The following is a 17,646-nucleotide window of genomic DNA, read 5'->3' as shown; positions in this document are numbered from 1 at the left end:
GGCGGGCGGGCGGTGGATGCAAAACACCGGTGTCCACACGTCGCGCCGCGGTCTGCGGGTGTGCAACGTGCGAACACCGTTGTTTTGCGGGCCAGGCCGACCCGCGGAGCGCCCTACTGCATGCGCTGGCCGACGCGGCTGTGGCGACGGCTGTAGCCGAAGTAGATGACGAAGCCGATGGCCAGCCAGACGACGAACCGGAGCCAGGTCTCGACCTCGAGGTTCAGCATCAGCCAGAAGCACAGCACCGCCGAGATGATCGGCAGCACGGGCGACCACGGCACCCGGAAGGCCCGCGGGGCGTCGGGTCGCGAACGACGCAGCACGACGATGCCGATCGACACCAGGACGAACGCGGACAGCGTGCCGATGTTGATCATGCCCTCGAGCTTGTCGACCGCCGTGAACCCTGCCAGCAGCGCCACGACGACACCGGCGACGACCTGCACGCGCACCGGGGTCTGCGTCTTCGGGTTGGTCTTCGAGAACCAGCGGGGCAGCAGGCCGTCGCGGCTCATCGAGAAGACGATGCGGGACAGGCCGAGCAGCAGCACCATGACGACGGTGGTCAGACCGATCAGGGAGCCGATGGCGATGATGCCGGCGGCCCACGGCAGCCCGACGATGTTGAACGCCGACGCCAGGGACGGTGTGTCCTCCTCGGCCAGGCGCTGGTACGAGACCATGCCGGTGATGACGATGCTGACGCCGACGTAGAGCAGGGTCACGATGCCGAGGCCGATGAAGATGCCGCGCGGCAGGGTCTTCTGCGGATTCTCGGTCTCCTCCGCGCTCGTGGCGACGACGTCGAAGCCGATGAAGGCGAAGAACACCAGGGACGCCGCGGCGAGCAGGCCGAAGACGCCGTACTGGGCGGGCTCGGCACCGGTGAACCACGACACGAGTGACTGCGTCCAGACGCTGCCCTCGGCACCCTTAGCGGGCTCGGCCGGCGGGATGAACGGGGTGAAGTTCGCGGCCTTGACGAAGAACGCACCGGCGACGATGACGAACACGACGATCGCGACCTTGATGACGGTGATGACCGCCGACACCCGCGACGACAGGCGCGTGCCGAAGGCGAGGAGCACCGTGAAGATCCCGACGATGAGCACCGGCCCCCAGGTGAAGGGGATCGGGCCGAGCTGGATCGTGCTCGGCAGGTCGACGCCGAACACCTTGAACGCTTCGCTGAGGTAGATGCCCCAGTACTTCGCGATCACGGCGCTGGCGGTGAGGGTCTCGAGGATGAGGTCCCAGCCCACGATCCAGGCGAGCAGCTCACCCATCGTGGCGTAGGTGAACGTGTACGCGGAGCCGGCGACGGGGATCGTCGACGCGAACTCGGCGTAGCACATGATCGCCAGGCCGCAGGTGACGGCGGCGAGCAGGAAGGAGATGATGACGCCGGGCCCGGCGAAGTTCGCGGCGGCGTTCGCGCCGACCGAGAAGATGCCGGCGCCGACGGCGACCGCGATCCCCATCGCGGCGATGTCGAACGTCTTCAGGGAGCGTTTCAGGGACCTGCCCTGCTCCTCGGAGTCGGCCAGGGAGGCCTCGATCGACTTGATGCGGAGCTTCGTTGCCATGGGGTGGATCCCGTCATCGGCTGGCGGCGGACCTCGGAAGGGTACTGGTGTACCACTGTGTCACGCAAAGCGTCCGCCCGGACGGTGGCTCGGTCCGGCGACGGCCGGGAGGCGCGGCGGGGGTCCGGCGCGTACCGCTCGGCCGGCCGATGGGTGCGTCCAGGGCCGCGGTCGCGTCAGCGGGGCGCGGTTGTGGCCGCGTCAGCGGGATGCGGGTGTGCTCGCGTCAGCGGCCGGCGCGCCAGTCCGCCAGGAACCGGGCTCCGGCCTCGTCGTGGATCACGCCGTCGGGCGCGGTGAGCACCGGGTACGGCGTGGCCGGCACCCCGTCGGCGGGACGGACGTCGACGTGCGCGACCTCGTGGCCGTGGGCGTGCAGCCAGTCCGCCATGGCGTAGTCGCTGCGGGAGTCCCCCACGGTGCGCCAGGTGACCGGGAGCTCGCCGTCCTGCCCGAGGAGCTCGAGCGAGCGCTCGGCCCCCAGGTCCTTGCCGCTGCGGTCGGACTCGACGTCGGTCGAGATGATCGTGGGGTCGATGCGCCACTGCACGGCACCGTCGGCGTCGGGTCGGACGTCGTCGAGGCGGCGGACACCGAGCCCGCGACGCTCGAGCGCGGCCATGGCCTTCGCGTCGAACTCCGGCTGGCGGGCCAGGTAGGTGGCGTTCGGCACCTCGACGCGCTGCTCGATCGACACCATGGCGCGCTTCGTCTCGTCGAAGAACACCAGGTCGGCGTACTCGTCGCGGACCAGCTCGCGCATCTCGTCGGCGTAGTCCCGCGGCAGCGCGAGGTCCTCGGCGACGGTCAACTCGCCCATGCCGCCGTCGTACTGCGGACCGATCGAGCACCACACGGCACCCTTCTCGCAGACGGCGTGGACGCGGCCACCCTCGGCGAGGCCACCGGCGAGCAGGGGGCCGACGACCTCGGAGCGGATGAAGGCGTCGCTGCGGCCGGTGTTGAAGACGATCGGGATGCCCTCGGCGGCGAGCGCGACGAGGTCCGCGACGATGCTCGGGATCGCGATGGTGCGGGAGACCGGGCTGGCGATGGGCCCGTCGACGTCGAGCAGGAGACCGAGGCGGGGTGCGTTCACCCGCCCATCCTCTCGCAGTCAGCTGCTGGGCGAGACGATCCGACTCCGGACGCGGTCGATCAGGGCTCCGAGGGCGGCCGGGGCGGGGACGTGTCCCTGCCCGGGGACCTCGGTGTACTCCGAGCCCGGGACGGCGTCGACGACGGCGCGGGCCGCACGTCGCATCCACTCGAGTCCGTCGCCACCGGCGCCGACGAGCACCGGCACACCGACCGCGGCGGCAACGCGCTCCGGCACGGCGAGGCCGTTCAGCACCCGGACCTCGCGGCTGAGCACGTGGGCGTCGACCACCAGGGAGCGCCAGAGCGACCCCTTGAGCCGCAGGGCTGTGACCTGGCCCATCGGGACCCCGAGCACCTGGGTCAGGAACCCGCGGACGGCCTGGGCTCGGCGGCCGGCACCGACGTGCTCGTCGAGCAGGTCGGCGAACACGACGTCGTCGGCGTGCGGGTCGACGGAGGCGCGGTACGGCGGTTCCCACAGGACGGCGCCGTCGACGGGCAGTCCGGTGGCGAGCCCGTGCAGGACGACACCGGCGCCGACGCAGATGCCGACGGCGGTGGTCGGTGCGCCGATGCTCTCGACGACGGCCCGCAGGTCGTCGACCTCGCGCTCGATGGCCCACGTCGCGGAGTCACCGCTGGCACCACGGCCACGGCGGTCGTAGGTCACCACGCGGTGGGTCGAGCCGAGCTCGGCGACCACGCGGTCGAGGTACGGGGTCCCGCGGTGGTCGAAGGCACCGCCCACGACGACGACCGCCGGCCCGTCCCCTGCCTCGGAGACGGCGATGGTGGTGCCGTCGGAGGAGACGACCGTTCGGTCGACTGGAGGGAGCATGGGGTCCTTTGCGAGCTGTCGACGGCGATGCGTCGGGCCTCGGAGGGGACCGTGCGGATTACCGGTCCTCCGAGTGTCGCAGGCGCGGGAGTCCGTGTCTCCCCCCGCTTCCAGGGGCAGGACCCCGCCGCTCGACACCGTGGCGGTCGCCGTGCCATGCTGCTTGAGTACACCTGTACTCAAACGAACACCGCCACTGCAACGGGGAGCCATGACACTCATCGCCATCGTCGCCTGCGAGATCGCCTTCTGGGTCGCGATCCTCGGCGGCCTGACCACCCGGTACCTGCTGCGACGGCCGCGCACGGGTGCGGCGATGCTCGTCGCGGCACCCGTGATCGACCTCGTGCTGCTCGCGGTCGTCACGGTCGACCTGCTCGGTGGCGGAACCGCGTCGTGGCACCACGGACTCGCGGCGATCTACATCGGCTTCTCGGTCGCGTACGGGCATCGGATGATCGCGTGGGCGGACGTCCGGTTCACGCACCGGTTCGCCGGGGGTCCCGCACCGGAACGTCTGAGTGGACGGCGGTACACGGCCCGGTGCTGGGGCGACGTGCTGCGGACCGGGCTCGCCGTGCTGATCGCCGGCGGGATCGTCGGTGCGCTCGTCCTCGTCGTCGGCGACCCGGAGCGCACGGACGAGCTGCAGGGCACGGTCGCACTGCTCGGGGTCGTGCTGGGCGTCGAACTGCTGTGGGCGATCAGTTACACGATCTGGCCGCGCCGAGTCACCACCGCAGCCGCGGACCCGGCCGGAGCTTCGAGCCGGCCGTAGGCTGACCCGGTGCCCCGCCGTGTCGACCTCGAGGAACGGGGATCCCTGGTGGCCGCGGCCTGCCTGCGGATCCTGGAGCGGGACGGCCTCAGCGCGCTGTCCGTGCGGAACGTCGCGGACGAGGCTGGCATCGCCCCGGCGTCACTCCGCCGCGTGTTCCCGACGCAGGACTCCCTGCGCGAGCACTGCCTGACGATCATCGAGGAACGGGTCACCGCTCGGCTCGCCGCCCTGCGTTCGACGGGTCGTGCGCTCGCACTGGACGTCCTCGCCCAGGTGCTGCCGCTCGACGCCGAGCGCACGACCGAGATCCTGGCGCAGGTGCAGCTCGGCGTGCTCGCGCGCACCGACGACCACCTGGCCGCGAGTGCCCGACGCCTGAACGACGGGGTCCGCCGGGTGTGCACCCGGGCGCTGGAGATCCTGCGTGAGGACGGCGGCTTCGGCGACGGTCGCGACCTGACCGACGAGGTCGACCGGCTGCACGCGCTGATCGACGGGCTGGCGGTCGAGCACACGTGGGATCCGGCGGCACGTGCGCCCGAGCGGGTCCTGGCGCTCGTCGAACTGCACGTGGACAGCCTGCGCGGCGCGATCGCCTGACGGCTGCCGGCTGCCGGCTGCCGGCTCATCGGTCCCGGTAGACCTCGCGCCGGTGCCCGGCATCGACGACCACCACGATGAGCTTGCCGTCGTCGATCCGGTAGATCAGCCGGTAGTCCCCCGAGCGGACCCGCCACCCGGGCCGGTTCACGAGCTTGCGTGCGGCGGGTGGCCGGGGGTGCTCGGCGAGGATCGCGAGGAGCCCCTCGATCCGCCGTCGCCCGTCGAGCGGGAGCTTGCGGATGACGCGTTGCGCGGCCGGGATGACCTCGACCGAGTACGTCACCCGAGACCGAGTTCGCGCTTGAGGTCGTCCCACTTGACGTTCTCGCCACCGATGCGCGCACTCTCCGCAACGGCTTCGTCGTAGGCGACCAGGTCGTCCAGGTCCTCCGCCGCCTCGAGCAACCGGTCGAGGACGGCCGCGTCGACCACGGCTGCGACGCGCTTGTTGCGCCGGGTCAGGTAGACGGGTTCGTGCCGGGCGTCGTCGATGATCGACGCCAGGCGGCCACGGGCTTCGGAGATCGACACTTCGCTCACCTGTACATTCTAGAGCGTTTTGTACAAGTCAGACGAGTGCCGTGGTGCCGGCCGACTCCCGTTCGAGCAGGGACCGCTTGACGTCGAGCCCCCACGCGAAGCCCCCGAGCGTGCCGTCCGAGCGCAACACCCGATGGCACGGGACGAAGAGCGCCGGGGCGTTCCGGGCGCACACGCTCGCCGCCGCCCGCACCGCGTCGGGCCGGCCCATCGCCACCGCGAACCCGGTGTAGGTCAGGGTGCCGCCCGCGGGGATCCGGCGGAGCTGGCGCCACCCCTCGGTGAAGAGCTCCGTGCCGAACTGGCGCACGGGCACCTGCATGGCGTGCTCGACCTCGCCCGAGTAGAAGGCGTCGACCGCGTCGGCCGAGGCGACCACGCCGTCGAGCACCCGGTCGGGGCGGTGGCGGTCGGCCAGACGGGCGAGGATCCGCTCGACGGAGTCGGTCCACCCGGACGCGAGGACCCTGCCCTCGGCGTCTTCGAGCACGGTGAACGCCCCGTCAGGGGTGTCCAGGGTCTGGATGGTTGCGTCGGTCATCGGTCGTCCTTCCGGGGGTCCTCGGGGGCACGGGCTGCACGGGCGCCGGCGGTCGCGGTCATCGCGCGGTCGATGATCGGTCGCCAGCAGTGCATCGTGAGGTAGCTCCGCCAGGGGGCCACCTGCTCCGACCATAGGGAGAGCTCGCGCGCCGTTCCGGGCAGCCCGAGTTCCTGTGCACCGTTCCGCACGGCGAGGTCGCTGTGGAGGAAGATGTCGGGGTGGTGCCGGACCCGCAGCGCGACGTAGTCGGCGGTCCACGGCCCGATGCCCTTCACCGCGAGGAGTCCGTCGCGCAGGTCACCGAGGGACTGCCCACCGTCCACCACCAGGGACCCGTCGGCGAGCGCCGCAGCCACCCGCAGGATCGTGTCGACGCGGGCGGCGGGACCGCGCAGCACCTCGTGCCCGCGTTCGGCGATCGCGACCGCGGACGGGAACAGCAGTCCGCCGGGCCGGATGGCGTCCGGCACCGTCGCGCCGAGTGCGGCCACGAGCCGGGTCTGCGCCGTGCGCGCCGCGGCCACCGAGACCTGCTGTCCGATCAGGGTGCGGAACACGATCTCGTGCGCGTCCACCGCGCCGGGGAGCCGGAGGCCGGGCACCCGTGCGACGGGTCCGGCGAGCTCGGGCACGGCTCCGAGGACGGCGTCGACGGCGACCGGGTCGGCGTCGAGGTCGAACAGCGCACGCACCCGCGCCACGAGCGCGGGCAGGTCGGAGAGGTCGGTGACCCGCACGCGCAGGTCGATCCCGGTGCCCCGCCCGGCCACGTCGAGGACGGCGGCCGACGCGCTGAACCAGCCCGGGCCTCCAGGCAGGTCGACCAGCCGCCCGTACGACGTGACCCGGCCCGTGGGGTCGGTGTCCACCTGCTCCGTGCCCGGCAGGGCGTGCAGCGCGTGCCAGTCGAGCAGACCCTGCGCGTCGAAGGGTGCCCGGGCCGGCAGGTGGACGTGCAGTGCCCCGTCGCCGCCGTCCGTGGCACCGTCGCCTCGCCCGGACCGGCGTGCGCGGAGTTCGGTCGGGGTGACGGCGAAGACCTCGCGCACGGTGTCGTTAAACTGCCGGACGCTGGCGAAGCCTGCGGCGAACGCGACGTCGGCGACGGGCAGGTCGGACGAGGTGAGCAGGGTCCGCGCGGTCTGCGCCCGGTGCGCCCGGCTGAGCGCCTTCGGCCCGGCGCCCAGCTCGGCCGTCATGATGCGGTTGAGCTGCCGCTCCGAGTACCCCACACGCGCGGCGAGCCCGGGGACGCCGTCGCGCTCGACGACACCGTCGAGGACGAGTCGCATCGCCCGGCCGGCGACGTCCTCGCGCAGGTCCCACTCGGGGCTGCCGGGGGTCGCCTCGGGCAGGCAGCGCTTGCAGGCGCGGAAGCCGGCCAGGTGCGCTGCGGCACTCGTGCGGTAGAAGGTGACGCCCGAGACCCTCGGCGTGCGGGCCGGGCAGCTGGGCCGGCAGTAGATGCCGGTGGAGTGCACGGCGGTGACGAACTGGCCGTCGAAGCGCGCGTCGCGCGAGGCGACGGCGCGGTGCCGTTCGGCGTGCAGCGCGTCCGGTTGCACGTCGGCGTCCGGGGTGGTCATGGGCTCAGCCTGACATGCGCCGCCGACGTCGACTGGCGGGAATCGGACGGAGCAGCGCACGGCCGGGAGGCCCGGCTAGCGTTGACCGGGTGACTCCCGCAGACGACGTGGCCGGTCTCGACGACCTGCCGTTCCGGACCGAGGTCGAGGTCGCGCTGCTGCTCGTCTCGCCGCGGCACCGGTACGAGGGGCGCCCGGCCGACGGCGCGCAGCCGGTGGGCGCGGACGATCCGGACGAGTCACGCGACCGGATCGAGCTCCGGTCCGGGCTGGGCATCGTCGGTGACCGGTACTTCGCGGCCCGGGCGCACGTGCACGCCTCGGTCACGGTGATCGGCCTGGAGGGGCTCGAAGCCGTCGGCACGGCGATCGGGGCCACCGTCGAGCCCGCTGCGACCCGGCGGAACGTGTTCCTGCGGGGCGCCGACGTCGAGGCGCTGCGGGGCGAGCCGTTCTCGCTGGAGAGCGTGCTTCCCGCTGGCGACGGCAGCGACGACCTCGGCCGTGCCGTCCGGTTCCGTGGCTACCGGGCGGCGAACCCCTGCGCCTGGATGGACCACGAGGTGGCCCCCGGGGCGTTCCGGGCGATGCGCGGCCGGGGCGGTGTGCGGTGCGATCCGGAGTCCGACGGTGTGCTCACCCTCGGACCCGCGGTGCTCCGCACGGCCCGCCCCGTGGCGCTCAGCTGACGCGGTCGCGGGGCGGGGCGGCCGCCCTGCGGCACAGTGCTCAGGCGGTGAGGGCGCTCTCGATCGCGTCGACGAACGCCGGCAGGTCGTCCGGGGTGCGGGAGGTGATGAAGCCGCCGTCGACCTGGACCTCCTGGTCGACCCACTCGGCACCGGCGTTGCGCAGGTCCGTCTGCAGCGACGGGAACGAGGTGACGGTCTTGCCCGACAGCACGCCCGCCTCGACGAGGGTCCACGGGCCGTGGCAGATCGCCGCGACCGGCTTGCTCGCCTCGGCGAAGGCCTGCACGAGCGTCGCCGCGCGGGACTCCTGGCGCAGCGTGTCGGCGTTGATCGTGCCGCCGGGGATCACGAGGGCGTCGAAGTCCTTCGCGTCGACACCGGCGATGGTGGTGTCCGGCTCGAGCGTCTGCCCCGGGTCCTTGTCGCCGACCAGGGTCTGGATCGTGCCGGTCTCCTTCGCCGCCACGGTCACCGAGGCACCGCGCTCACGCAGCTGCTCGGTGGGGACGACGATCTCGTCCTGCTCCACGCCGTAGTTCGTCGTGATGACGAGGATCTTCTTGCCGTCGAGGGTTGCCATGATCCGCTCCTTCCGCGGCCCGGTCGTTCCGGCCGCACACCCGAGGGTGGTCGGGGTCGGCTGGGCAGGCCTCCAGGGGCGGCTCGGGGGTCCACTCGGGCGGTCGCAACACCCCGCTCCGGTCCGCCGGGCGGTCGCGAAGCGTCGGCTGACGGCGGCGCAACAGACGGTTCCTGACCGCTCGGCGCGGGCCGGGCGGGGTGTCCTGACCGGCCGCCGAGGCGCCGTGGACGCGCCCACAGTCGGCCTGGAGGCACGGTGCGGGCCCACCACGGGCCTCCAGGCCGCCGTCCGGGCGGTCGCAACTCCCCGCTCAGGTCCGCCGGGCGGTCGCGACGCGTCGGCTGGCGGCGGCGCAGCCGACGGTTCCTGACCACTCGGCGCGAGCCGGGCGGGGTGTCCTGACCGACGGCAGACCGCGGACAGGCAGGACGGGCGCCGGGCTCAGCCGCGGATGCGGAAGGCCTCGCCGTCGCGCTCGACGGTCAGGCCGTCGTACCCGTGGACCCGGTGCAGGCCGGCCGTCACCGGGTGCTCGAGCGGACCGACGACGACCGTGGTCGCGCCCGAGGCGATGGCGGACTCCAGCCCGGCCGGGGCGTCCTCGAACGCCAGGCAGTCGGTCGGGTCGACGCCGAGCAGGGCGGCTCCGCGCAGGTAGCCGTCGGGGTGGGGCTTGCCGTGCTCGACGTCCTCCGAGGGCACGAAGGCCTCGGGCACGGCGAACCCGGCGGCCGCCATCCGGCCCGCGGCGAGGTCACGCGGTGCGCTCGTCACGAGGGCCACCGGGACGCCGAGTTCGACGAGTCGCTGCACGAAGGCGACGGCTCCGGGGATCTCGAGGATGCCCTCGGTGCTCGCGGTCTCCTCGGCGACGAGCTCCGCCGCGATCCGCTGCTGCTCGGCCAGGGGCAGATCGGGGAGGAAGCGCCGCAGGGTGTCGATCGCCTGCCGTCCGTGCGAGAACGCGAGGATCTCGTCGGGGTCGATGCCGTTCGCGTGGCCGAACCGGGTCCAGGTCGCCTCGACCACCGCGGTCGAGTCGACGAGGGTCCCGTCCATGTCGAAGAGGACCCCGGACGCCACGATGTCGATCACGCGCCCGACCCTAGCCCACGGGCCCGACCGTCCCGCGGTCCGCGGTCCCGCCGTCCCGCGGTCCGCGCGCGACCGGTGTCAGCGCGCCCGGACGTACCGGGTGAGCAGCACGCCGTCGGCGCCGAGCAGCACGTGCGCCGGTCGCATCCGCCGGAGTTCCGGCGAGGACCCCCGGGCGATGCGCGGCCCCTCCCCGCCCTCGAGCGACGGGTCGAGCGTCAGGGTCAGCTCGTCGACGGCGTCCGCGGCGATGAGCGCCCCGAGGAACGACGGCCCGCCCTCGCAGTGGATCATCCCGAGGCCACGGTCGGCCAACACGCCTCGGATCCGCCCGGCGTCCACCGAGTCCGGCTCGTCGTCCGCGCTGCAGGGCACGACGTCGGCGACCTCGGCGAGTGTCTGGGCCTTCGACGACGCAGCCGCCGTCGCCGACGTCAGGACGATCGGGCGCACCGGCGCCTCGGTGAACACCCGAGACCCCGGGTCGAGCGACAGCGAGCCGGTGACGATCGCGAACACGGGGTGGTCCGGCTTGCCGTGCGCCCGACGCCAGGCGACGTCGGCGTCGTGCAGGACCATCGGCCCGTAGCCCTCGTCGCGGACGGTGCCAGCGGCGACGAGCACGACGTCGGCTACCCGCCGGAGCAGGTCGAAGACGCGCAGGTCGTCGTCGCCGCCGAGCGACCCGGACACCCCGGCAGCCGAGGCCGAACCGTCGAGCGTCGCGACGAAGTTCACGCGGAGCCAGGGGGCCCCGGCGTCGGCGGTGTAGAGGTCGAGCAGGTCGTCGTCGGACAGGTCCGCGATCGACGGGGGCAGGACGTTCACGTGTTGTGCCTCGATTCCACGGGGGTGCGCCATCCGAGCGTGGCCTCGACCATGCGCATCGCGTCGACACTCTCGGCGACGTCGTGCATCCGGACGATCCGGGCGCCGAGCATCGCGCTCACGGTCGCGACGGCGAGCGATCCGGAGAGCCGTTCCCCGCGGGGGCGTCCGAGCGACTCCCCGACGAAGTCCTTGTTCGACACCGCGGCGAGGACCGGGTAGCCGAGCGCGACGACCTCGGGCAGCCGACGGGTGAGCTCGAGGGTGTGCACGGTGTTCTTGTGCAGGTCGTGGCCCGGGTCGACGATGATCCGCGACTCGGGGATGCCCGCGGCGAGCGCTCGGTCGACCCGTTCGCGCAGGAACGCGACGACCTCGCCCGCGATGTCGCCGTACTGCGGGGGTGCGGGCAGCGGACGACGGGGTTCCGCGAGGGAGTGCGTGATGATGACGGTGGCCTCGGAGTCGGCGACCACGGCGGCCATCCGCGGGTCGGACAGGCCGGTGGTGTCGTTGACGACGGTCGCCCCGGCTGCGATCGCAGCTGCGGCGACCTCCGGGCGGAAGGTGTCGACGCTGATGACGACGTCGGACTGCTGGGCGAGCTGCTCGACGACGGGCACGACGCGGTCGATCTCGTCGGAGGCGGGCAGCTCCGGACCGGGGGCGAACTTCACGCCGCCGATGTCGACCCAGTCGGCGCCCTGTTCGGCTGCGCGGACCGAGGCGGCGACGGCCTGGTCGAGCTCGAAGGTGGCGCCGCGGTCGTGGAACGAGTCGGGGGTGCGGTTCACGATTGCCATCACGGCGATGCGGTGGTCGAAGTCGATGGTGCGGCGGCCGAACGTCCGGACCGGGTGGCGCAGGTCCGGCACGACCCAGCCGGGGCCGGCCGTGCCGGGTCCGGCCGCGCCGTCCAGGAGGCCCGTCATGCGTCCGCCCCGGCACGCTCGTCGTGCCCGGCCTCGGTCCCACGCCCCGCGCCGATGAGCGCGATCGCCTCGGCCCGTCCTGCGGTGTCGGCCAGCGAACCGGTCGCCGCCACCGTCACGGTCGTCGAACCGGTCTGGCGCTCCCCACGCGTCGTGACGCACTGGTGCTGCGCGTCGAGGACCACGAGGACGCCCTCGGCGCCGAGCCCCTCGGCGATGGTCGCGGCGACCTGTTCGCCGAGCCGCTCCTGCAGCTGCGGACGGGAGGCCACCGCGTCGAGCACCCGCGCCAGCGTGCCGAGCCCGATGAGGCGGTCGCCCGGCGCGTACGCCAGGTGCGCGACCCCGAGGAACGGCAGCAGGTGGTGTTCGCAGACGGAGCGGAACTTCACGTCCCGCACGATGACGAGCCGACCGCGTTCGCCGTCCTCGGCGTGCACGGTGCCGTCCCGGGCGATGGCGACCGCGTCGGTGCCGATCCCGGAGAAGAACTCGGCGTACGAGTCGGCGACACGGGCGGGGGTGCGGGTGAGTTCCGGGCGGTCGGGATCCTCGCCGATGGCGAGCAGCAGCTCGCGGACGGCGGCCTGCACACGGGCGCGGTCCATGGGTGACGTCACCCGCTCATCCAACACCAGCCATGGCCGGAGAACGCGGGCAGACGCCCAGCGCGAGGTGCGCGAACCGCGTGGAACGGGCCTCCCGGCCGTCACAACCTGTGAGACCGGTGTGACACGCCCGAAACCCAGCGTCCTTTAAACTCTCGTGGTGAGCGCCCCGCAGACCGACACCACGCCCCGGAACCGCTTCGCGACCGGCCTCGATCGATTCTTCTCCATCACGCAACGCGGATCGTCGATCCCCCGCGAGGTCCGCGGTGGCCTCGTCTCGTTCGTGACGATGGCGTACATCGTCATCCTGAACCCCCTCATCCTCGGCGGGTTCAGCGCCGACCAGGCCGCCAAGGACGTCAGCGGCGGATGGCTCGAGAACGCTCAGGTGGCCGCGGCGACCGGCCTCGTCGCCGGCGTGATGACCATCGCGATGGGCATCATCGCGAACCTGCCGTTCGGAATCGCCGCGGGGCTCGGGATCAACTCGTTCCTCGCCGTCAGCGTCGTGCACCAGGTCACCTGGGCCGAGGCGATGGGGCTGGTCGTCATCAACGGTGTGATCATCGTGATCCTCGCGTTGACCGGCATCCGGACGATGATCTTCACCGCCGTCCCGGCCCAGCTCAAGGCCGCGATCACGGTCGGCATCGGCCTGTTCATCGCCTTCATCGGGCTCGTCGACTCCGGCTTCGTGCGGTCCTCCGGGCTCGCCTCGCCGCCGCTGCAGCTCGGCGAGGACGGCTCCGTCGGCGCCCTGCCGACCATCGTGTTCCTCATCGGCCTGATCATCATCGGCACGCTCATGGCCCGCCGGGTCAAGGGTGCGCTGCTCATCGGCATCGTCGCGACCACGATCATCGCGATCATCCTGCAGGCGATCTTCCAGGTGCCCACCTCGGTCGACTCGAAGACCGGCTGGAACCTCAACGCCCCCGGCCTGCCGAGCGCGCTGTTCGCCGTGCCGGACCTGTCGCTCGTCGGCCACGCCGACGTCTTCGGTGCCTTCACCCGCATCGGCCCGCTCGCCGCGTCGATGCTCGTCTTCACCCTCGTCTTCACGAACTTCTTCGACGCCATGGGCACCATGACCGGTCTGGCCAAGGCCGCCGGTGTCGCGAAGCCGGACGGCACGTTCCCCCGCCTGAAGTCGGCGCTCGTCGTCGAGGGCGTCGGCGCGATCGCCGGTGGTGGCGCGTCGGTGTCGTCGAACACCGTCTTCATCGACTCGGCCTCCGGCATCGGCGAGGGTGCACGCACCGGCATGGCCTCGGTCGTCACCGGACTGCTGTTCCTGGCGTCGATGTTCCTCACGCCGCTCACCCAGGTCGTCCCGCTCGAGGTCGCCGCCGCCGGGCTCGTCGTCGTCGGTGCGCTCATGGTCGCGCAGGTCGCGGACATCTCGTGGTCGGACTTCGGCTCGGCCCTGCCGGCGTTCCTGACGATCGTCGTCATGCCGCTGACCTACTCGATCGCGAACGGCATCGGCGCCGGCTTCATCAGCTGGGTGCTCATCAAGCTGCTGTCCGGCCGTGGCCGTGAGGTCTCGTGGCTGCTCTACGTCGTCGCCGCGGGCTTCCTGCTGTACTTCGCGCGGGGGCCGCTGGAGGCGCTGCTCGGCGTCGGCTGAGGCGTTCCTGCTGGGCCTGCTGATCGGGCTGGGCCTGCGCAAGACGCCGTCGTGTCATCGAGACGCCGCCGAATCCGGCGGCGTCTCGACGTTTCCGGGGCGTCTTCCGCAGGACGCCGGCGTCTTCCGCAGGCCTGGAGGCCCGTGGTCAGTCCGGCAGGTCGCTCGGCGTCGCCTCGTGGTGGCGCTGGTCCTGGGTGCGACGGTCTTCCTTCATGCCCGCCTCGAACAGGTGGCGGCGGCCCTGCACGAGCTCGTCGCGCGCGGTGCGCTCGAGCTCCTTGGCGAGGGCGTAGTAGCCGTCGTCGTAGTCCTCGACGATCTGGAACGTCCAGCGGCCCGCGATGACGTTGCGGCCCACGAGTTCGGTGTCGATGCGCTCGGCGAGTTCGGTGTGCCCGGCCTTCCGCAGCTGCTCGACCGCCTCACCGAGGTTCAGGTCAGCGGTGCCGGTCAGTCGGTGGAACCCGTAGAGCAGGCCGCGGGCGTGCTCGATGACCTCGACCGCGGCGGACAGGCTGCCGAGTGCCTCGACCGTGGCCTCGGACACCCCCTCGGGAACCTGGTGCTGCGCGTCGGGGCCCTGTTCGTCGTTCGTCATGGGTCCCGTCTACACGACGACTGCCGAGGCCGAGCGCAGTCACTTCGTCTGGTTGGGGTGGTGGGTGTGCACGTCGGTGATGCACACCACCCGGTCATCCACGTCGACCGTGAACCAGATCCGGGCGCCGCGCTTCAGCTCGAACTGACGACGCGTCCACTCCCGGCCAGAGTGTCGAACCACACCGAGTTCCCCGCGCAGGGCGTGGCAGGACAGGTCCTCGGTCAACGGATCCGTGGTCAGCCGATCCCACGCGGCAGCGACTGCGTTCCGCTGCACCGCCACCACGTCGCGCCACCCCTGTTCCGCGCCACGTGTCCCGAAGACGATCGTGTACTCCGTCGAACGGATCGGCCGGGGGACCCCGCCGCGCCGGCCCGCCACCGCGTCAGGGCTTCTCGACGCGGATCGGCTCGGCGAGGATCTCCGGCTCTCCGGTGTCCCAGCCCGCGGCGATCGCCTCGGCACTGTTGCGCCACGCCTGCATCTCGAGCAGGAGTCTGCGCGGCTGCCGGAGCGAGAACGAGCCACGGGCGACGTCGACGATCTCCCGGGCGAAGCGCTGCTGGTCTGCGGCGCTGAGGAGCTTGATCCACGGGTACGGGATCGCCAGCCGATCGTGGAGTGGCAGTTGCTCGTTGAGCGTCACCGCGGCGATGAGCTGCGCCGCGATGTCGAGCACTGCGTCGTCGTCGTCGGATCGTTCCTTCGTGGTGAGGACGAGGGGCTTCCCGTCGCGACGGGTGACCTCGAGCGGGGCTTCCTCGGCGGCAGCGAACACCTGCTTGGCGTGGCGGGAGAGGTCAGAGGACTGCACCGACCGTCGGGATCGGAGCGGAGCGACGAGCGTCATGGATCGAGCCTATTCAGAACGTGTTCTGAACGCAACGGTCAGTTGCGACGTCGGAGGTCGACACCTACCATTCGAACACACGTTCGAACGAGGAGACCCGATGATGATCACCGACACGGCCGCCACGGTGTGGTGGGCCGAGGGCACGCCGACCCGGCTGGTGTGGGCCGGACGGCGCTGGCGGGTGAGCGACACCCCCACCCGGCTGACCGTGACGCGCGCCGAGCTGCCCACCGCGATCACCCATGCGCCCGAGCGAACCGTGGGCTGGCGGTTCCAGGCGACCAGCGACGACGACGGTGAGGCCCTGGTGGTCGACATCGTGCCGCAGGGTGCCGGTTGGGGCGTGGCCCGGACGTGGACGTGAGCGGCCCGGACCGCTACCGTCCGGACATGGACAGGTGGGTGGCGCTGCTGCGCGGGGTCAACGTGAACGGCATCACGATCCGGAGCGCTGAACTCGCGGAGCTCTTCCGAGGGCTCGGGTTCGACGACGTCCGCACTGCGCTCGCCTCGGGCAACGTCGTGTTCTCCGCCGACGTGCCCGCCGAGCAGCTCAAGACGTCGATCGAGCAGGGGCTGCGCGACCGGTTCGGGTACGACGCCTGGATCGTGCTCGTCCGGCACGACGCCCTCGCGGCGGTGGTCGACGGGTTCCCCTTCGCGCGTGCCGACGAACGGCACGACTACGTCGTGTTCGGGTCCGACGACGGTGCGCTCGACGCCTTGGTCGCGGACCTCGAAATCGACGACTCGGTCGAGCAGGTCGCCCGCGGGAACGGGGTCGTCTACTGGTCCTGCCCGAAGGGCTCGAGCACCGACACCCTGTTCGCCAAGCGGGCCGGCGCCGCACGCGTCAAGCGCACGACGACGACCCGCAACACGAACACCCTGCGGAAGCTCCTGTGACGCTCGGCACGCTGCACCACGTCGAGCTCCGCACCGCCGACCTCGACACCGCCGTCGGCGCCTGGAGCTGGCTGCTCGGAGAACTCGGCTACGAGCCGTTCCAGCGCTGGGAGCACGGCCGGAGCTGGCGGCTCGGCCCGTTGTACGTCGTCCTCGAATCGGCACCGCTGGACGGCGATCACGACCGCCGCCGACCGGGGCTCAGCCACCTGGCGTTCCACGCCGGTACTGCCGAGACGGTGGAGCGACTCTGGGCCGAGGCTCCCGGTCACGGCTGGGCACGCCTGTACGAGGACCGACACCCGTTCGCCGGTGGCCCGGAGCACCACGCGGCCTTCCTCGAGGACGCCGAGCGGTTCAAGGTCGAGCTCGTCGCCAGCTGACGGTGCCGCCGGGGCCGGGGTGGCTCAGGCCTGCGGCGGCTGCCCGTTGCTCGCCATCGTGCCGCCGTCCACCGGCAGGACCGCACCCGTGATGAACGAGGCCGCGTCGCTGGCCAGGAACAGGATCGCCTCGGCGACCTCGGCAGAGCGACCTCCGCGGCCGAGGGCGATGCGCTCGGTGAACTTCGACTGCAGGGCCTCGTCCTCCGCCTGCTCCTGGGTCAGGTCGGTCCAGATGAGTCCCGGAGCGACGGCGTTCACGCGCACGCCGAACTGCCCGTTGTCGAGGGCAGCGGCCTTGGTGAAGTTCGTCACGCCACCCTTCGCCGCGTTGTAGGGGCTCATCCGCCAGTCGGCGTCCTCACCGGAGACCGACGACGTGTTGACGATCGACCCCTTCGTCTCGCGCAGGAACGGCAGGGCCGCCCGGGTGCCGTAGAACACACCGGACAGGTCGGTCTCGATGACCCGGCGCCACTCGGCCGTGCTGATGTCGGTGATGTCGCCCGAGCTGAAGGTCCCGGCGTTGTTCACCAGGACGTCGAGCCGGTCGAAGCGGTCGATCGCCGCCGAGACGACGGTCTCCCAGTCCTCCGGACTCGCCACGTCGGCGTGCAGGGCGACGACCCGGTGCGTCGGCAGGGAGTCACCCACCGCGCGGACCTTCTCCTCGACGCTGTCGGTCAGCACGACCGACGCGCCCTCGTCGATGAACGCCCGCGCCGTCGCCTCACCGATGCCGGACCCTGCGCCCGTGACGATCGCGACCTTGCCCTCGAACCGGTTGCCCATGATGTCTCCTCTCGTTGCACGAACCGTGCCCGGGGAGACGCCATCGACCCGAGGGGCACGGCAGACCACGGTGCCCCGGGCCGGCTGGACGCGCTCGGAGGCGCCGGGAACGCCCGGGAACACACGTCGCCCCGGCTCCGCGAGGCGGAACCGGG

23 protein-coding genes are annotated in these 17,646 nt (G+C 72.2%); 7 read left to right on the top strand and 16 right to left on the bottom strand.

Features of this window, described 5'->3' with window-relative positions; all coding sequences use genetic code 11:
• Window positions 1–113: 113 nt before the first annotated feature.
• From DEJ04_RS01625 to DEJ04_RS01615, 3 genes are all read right to left on the bottom strand, one after another.
• On the bottom strand, window positions 114–1,589 hold the full coding sequence (locus tag DEJ04_RS01625; protein ID WP_110863247.1) for an APC family permease: 1,476 nt from the start codon (window positions 1,587–1,589) through the stop codon (window positions 114–116).
• Between the two features lie 226 nt (window positions 1,590–1,815).
• The gene (locus tag DEJ04_RS01620) at window positions 1,816–2,688 is read right to left on the bottom strand and encodes a hypothetical protein (protein ID WP_110859458.1); all 873 of its coding nucleotides are present in this window, start codon (window positions 2,686–2,688) and stop codon (window positions 1,816–1,818) included.
• A gap of 18 nt (window positions 2,689–2,706) precedes the next feature.
• Window positions 2,707–3,528, bottom strand: coding sequence for an alpha/beta fold hydrolase (locus DEJ04_RS01615; protein WP_111045909.1), 822 nt, complete (start codon window positions 3,526–3,528; stop codon window positions 2,707–2,709).
• 211 nt (window positions 3,529–3,739) lie between these two features.
• Between DEJ04_RS01615 and DEJ04_RS01610 the strand changes: the two genes are divergently transcribed.
• Window positions 3,740–4,306 (top strand): hypothetical protein, encoded by a 567-nt coding sequence (locus tag DEJ04_RS01610; protein ID WP_111045907.1) that lies wholly within the window; start codon window positions 3,740–3,742, stop codon window positions 4,304–4,306.
• Window positions 4,307–4,315: 9 nt separating this feature from the next.
• Entirely contained in the window at window positions 4,316–4,909 is a 594-nt protein-coding gene (locus tag DEJ04_RS01605; RefSeq protein WP_111045902.1) for a TetR/AcrR family transcriptional regulator, read from the top strand.
• A gap of 25 nt (window positions 4,910–4,934) precedes the next feature.
• On the opposite strand, the gene DEJ04_RS01600 is transcribed toward DEJ04_RS01605, so the two are convergent.
• From DEJ04_RS01600 to DEJ04_RS01585, 4 genes are read right to left on the bottom strand one after another with little or no spacing between them, the layout of a single operon-like run.
• Window positions 4,935–5,195, bottom strand: a complete 261-nt coding sequence (locus tag DEJ04_RS01600; RefSeq protein WP_111028942.1) for a type II toxin-antitoxin system RelE/ParE family toxin — start codon at window positions 5,193–5,195, stop codon at window positions 4,935–4,937.
• Window positions 5,192–5,452: a type II toxin-antitoxin system Phd/YefM family antitoxin gene (locus tag DEJ04_RS01595; RefSeq protein ID WP_027466775.1), complete on the bottom strand. Its 261-nt coding sequence runs from the start codon at window positions 5,450–5,452 to the stop codon at window positions 5,192–5,194. Before DEJ04_RS01595 ends, DEJ04_RS01600 begins: the two co-directional genes overlap by 4 nt.
• A 28-nt stretch (window positions 5,453–5,480) precedes the next feature.
• The gene (locus tag DEJ04_RS01590) at window positions 5,481–5,993 is read right to left on the bottom strand and encodes a methylated-DNA--[protein]-cysteine S-methyltransferase (RefSeq protein WP_111045900.1); all 513 of its coding nucleotides are present in this window, start codon (window positions 5,991–5,993) and stop codon (window positions 5,481–5,483) included.
• Entirely contained in the window at window positions 5,990–7,582 is a 1,593-nt protein-coding gene (locus DEJ04_RS01585) for an AlkA N-terminal domain-containing protein (protein WP_111045898.1), read from the bottom strand. The genes DEJ04_RS01590 and DEJ04_RS01585 overlap by 4 nt, the downstream gene beginning before the upstream one ends.
• 89 nt (window positions 7,583–7,671) lie before the next feature.
• Here DEJ04_RS01585 and DEJ04_RS01580 point away from each other — a divergent pair, with 89 nt between their 5' ends.
• Window positions 7,672–8,271: a molybdenum cofactor biosysynthesis protein gene (locus DEJ04_RS01580; RefSeq protein ID WP_258371275.1), complete on the top strand. Its 600-nt coding sequence runs from the start codon at window positions 7,672–7,674 to the stop codon at window positions 8,269–8,271.
• 40 nt (window positions 8,272–8,311) lie between these two features.
• Here the strand turns inward: DEJ04_RS01580 and DEJ04_RS01575 are convergent, their stop codons facing one another.
• From DEJ04_RS01575 to folE, 5 genes are all read right to left on the bottom strand, one after another.
• Window positions 8,312–8,854, bottom strand: coding sequence for a type 1 glutamine amidotransferase domain-containing protein (locus tag DEJ04_RS01575; RefSeq protein ID WP_071245566.1), 543 nt, complete (start codon window positions 8,852–8,854; stop codon window positions 8,312–8,314).
• A gap of 444 nt (window positions 8,855–9,298) precedes the next feature.
• The gene (locus DEJ04_RS01570) at window positions 9,299–9,952 is read right to left on the bottom strand and encodes an HAD-IA family hydrolase (protein ID WP_111045893.1); all 654 of its coding nucleotides are present in this window, start codon (window positions 9,950–9,952) and stop codon (window positions 9,299–9,301) included.
• A 78-nt stretch (window positions 9,953–10,030) separates the two neighbouring features.
• Complete coding sequence (locus tag DEJ04_RS01565) at window positions 10,031–10,780, bottom strand: pyrimidine reductase family protein (protein WP_258371274.1); 750 nt, start codon at window positions 10,778–10,780, stop codon at window positions 10,031–10,033.
• Window positions 10,777–11,712, bottom strand: coding sequence for a dihydropteroate synthase (gene folP, locus DEJ04_RS01560; RefSeq protein ID WP_111045887.1), 936 nt, complete (start codon window positions 11,710–11,712; stop codon window positions 10,777–10,779). The genes DEJ04_RS01565 and folP overlap by 4 nt, the downstream gene beginning before the upstream one ends.
• Window positions 11,709–12,320, bottom strand: a complete 612-nt coding sequence (gene folE, locus DEJ04_RS01555) for a GTP cyclohydrolase I (protein WP_111028935.1) — start codon at window positions 12,318–12,320, stop codon at window positions 11,709–11,711. Before folE ends, folP begins: the two co-directional genes overlap by 4 nt.
• Window positions 12,321–12,477: 157 nt before the next feature.
• Here folE and DEJ04_RS01550 point away from each other — a divergent pair, with 157 nt between their 5' ends.
• The gene (locus tag DEJ04_RS01550; protein ID WP_027466783.1) at window positions 12,478–13,953 is read left to right on the top strand and encodes an NCS2 family permease; all 1,476 of its coding nucleotides are present in this window, start codon (window positions 12,478–12,480) and stop codon (window positions 13,951–13,953) included.
• Between the two features lie 148 nt (window positions 13,954–14,101).
• Here the strand turns inward: DEJ04_RS01550 and DEJ04_RS01545 are convergent, their stop codons facing one another.
• The 3 genes from DEJ04_RS01545 to DEJ04_RS01535 all read right to left on the bottom strand — a co-directional run bounded on the left by DEJ04_RS01545 (window position 14,102) and on the right by DEJ04_RS01535 (window position 15,407).
• Window positions 14,102–14,554 carry a hypothetical protein gene (locus DEJ04_RS01545; protein ID WP_110863258.1) on the bottom strand — a complete coding sequence of 151 codons (453 nt, stop codon included), beginning with the start codon at window positions 14,552–14,554 and terminating at the stop codon, window positions 14,102–14,104.
• A 39-nt stretch (window positions 14,555–14,593) separates the two neighbouring features.
• Entirely contained in the window at window positions 14,594–14,782 is a 189-nt protein-coding gene (locus DEJ04_RS18645; RefSeq protein ID WP_194653228.1) for a hypothetical protein, read from the bottom strand.
• Window positions 14,783–14,942: 160 nt separating this feature from the next.
• Window positions 14,943–15,407, bottom strand: a complete 465-nt coding sequence (locus DEJ04_RS01535; RefSeq protein WP_111045885.1) for a prevent-host-death protein — start codon at window positions 15,405–15,407, stop codon at window positions 14,943–14,945.
• Window positions 15,408–15,507: 100 nt separating this feature from the next.
• Between DEJ04_RS01535 and DEJ04_RS01530 the strand changes: the two genes are divergently transcribed.
• Genes DEJ04_RS01530 through DEJ04_RS01520 form a run of 3 tightly spaced genes read left to right on the top strand, consistent with a single transcriptional unit; the run spans window position 15,508 to window position 16,699 of the window.
• Window positions 15,508–15,774 carry a hypothetical protein gene (locus tag DEJ04_RS01530; RefSeq protein ID WP_035809269.1) on the top strand — a complete coding sequence of 89 codons (267 nt, stop codon included), beginning with the start codon at window positions 15,508–15,510 and terminating at the stop codon, window positions 15,772–15,774.
• A 26-nt stretch (window positions 15,775–15,800) separates the two neighbouring features.
• Complete coding sequence (locus DEJ04_RS01525) at window positions 15,801–16,316, top strand: DUF1697 domain-containing protein (RefSeq protein WP_111045948.1); 516 nt, start codon at window positions 15,801–15,803, stop codon at window positions 16,314–16,316.
• Window positions 16,313–16,699: a VOC family protein gene (locus DEJ04_RS01520; protein WP_111045883.1), complete on the top strand. Its 387-nt coding sequence runs from the start codon at window positions 16,313–16,315 to the stop codon at window positions 16,697–16,699. Before DEJ04_RS01525 ends, DEJ04_RS01520 begins: the two co-directional genes overlap by 4 nt.
• Window positions 16,700–16,723: 24 nt before the next feature.
• On the opposite strand, the gene DEJ04_RS01515 is transcribed toward DEJ04_RS01520, so the two are convergent.
• Window positions 16,724–17,491 (bottom strand): SDR family NAD(P)-dependent oxidoreductase, encoded by a 768-nt coding sequence (locus DEJ04_RS01515; RefSeq protein WP_071406210.1) that lies wholly within the window; start codon window positions 17,489–17,491, stop codon window positions 16,724–16,726.
• Window positions 17,492–17,646: the final 155 nt, after the last annotated feature.

Source organism: Curtobacterium sp. MCLR17_044 (assembly GCF_003234435.1).
Taxonomy (GTDB): domain Bacteria; phylum Actinomycetota; class Actinomycetes; order Actinomycetales; family Microbacteriaceae; genus Curtobacterium; species Curtobacterium flaccumfaciens.
Note: the sequence above shows the minus strand (reverse complement) of the source record. Positions and strands in the feature narration are given on the sequence as shown.

Coding starts and splice junctions, on each gene's coding strand:
- DEJ04_RS01530 (WP_035809269.1), top strand. CDS start 15,508: ATGATGATCACCGACACGGCCGCCACGGTGTGGTGGGCCGAGGGCACG.
- DEJ04_RS01535 (WP_111045885.1), bottom strand. CDS start 15,407: ATGACGCTCGTCGCTCCGCTCCGATCCCGACGGTCGGTGCAGTCCTCT.
- DEJ04_RS01515 (WP_071406210.1), bottom strand. CDS start 17,491: ATGGGCAACCGGTTCGAGGGCAAGGTCGCGATCGTCACGGGCGCAGGG.
- DEJ04_RS01590 (WP_111045900.1), bottom strand. CDS start 5,993: ATGACCGACGCAACCATCCAGACCCTGGACACCCCTGACGGGGCGTTC.
- folP (WP_111045887.1), bottom strand. CDS start 11,712: ATGACGGGCCTCCTGGACGGCGCGGCCGGACCCGGCACGGCCGGCCCC.
- DEJ04_RS01585 (WP_111045898.1), bottom strand. CDS start 7,582: ATGACCACCCCGGACGCCGACGTGCAACCGGACGCGCTGCACGCCGAA.
- DEJ04_RS01545 (WP_110863258.1), bottom strand. CDS start 14,554: ATGACGAACGACGAACAGGGCCCCGACGCGCAGCACCAGGTTCCCGAG.
- DEJ04_RS01615 (WP_111045909.1), bottom strand. CDS start 3,528: ATGCTCCCTCCAGTCGACCGAACGGTCGTCTCCTCCGACGGCACCACC.
- DEJ04_RS01575 (WP_071245566.1), bottom strand. CDS start 8,854: ATGGCAACCCTCGACGGCAAGAAGATCCTCGTCATCACGACGAACTAC.
- DEJ04_RS01525 (WP_111045948.1), top strand. CDS start 15,801: ATGGACAGGTGGGTGGCGCTGCTGCGCGGGGTCAACGTGAACGGCATC.
- DEJ04_RS01625 (WP_110863247.1), bottom strand. CDS start 1,589: ATGGCAACGAAGCTCCGCATCAAGTCGATCGAGGCCTCCCTGGCCGAC.
- folE (WP_111028935.1), bottom strand. CDS start 12,320: ATGGACCGCGCCCGTGTGCAGGCCGCCGTCCGCGAGCTGCTGCTCGCC.
- DEJ04_RS01610 (WP_111045907.1), top strand. CDS start 3,740: ATGACACTCATCGCCATCGTCGCCTGCGAGATCGCCTTCTGGGTCGCG.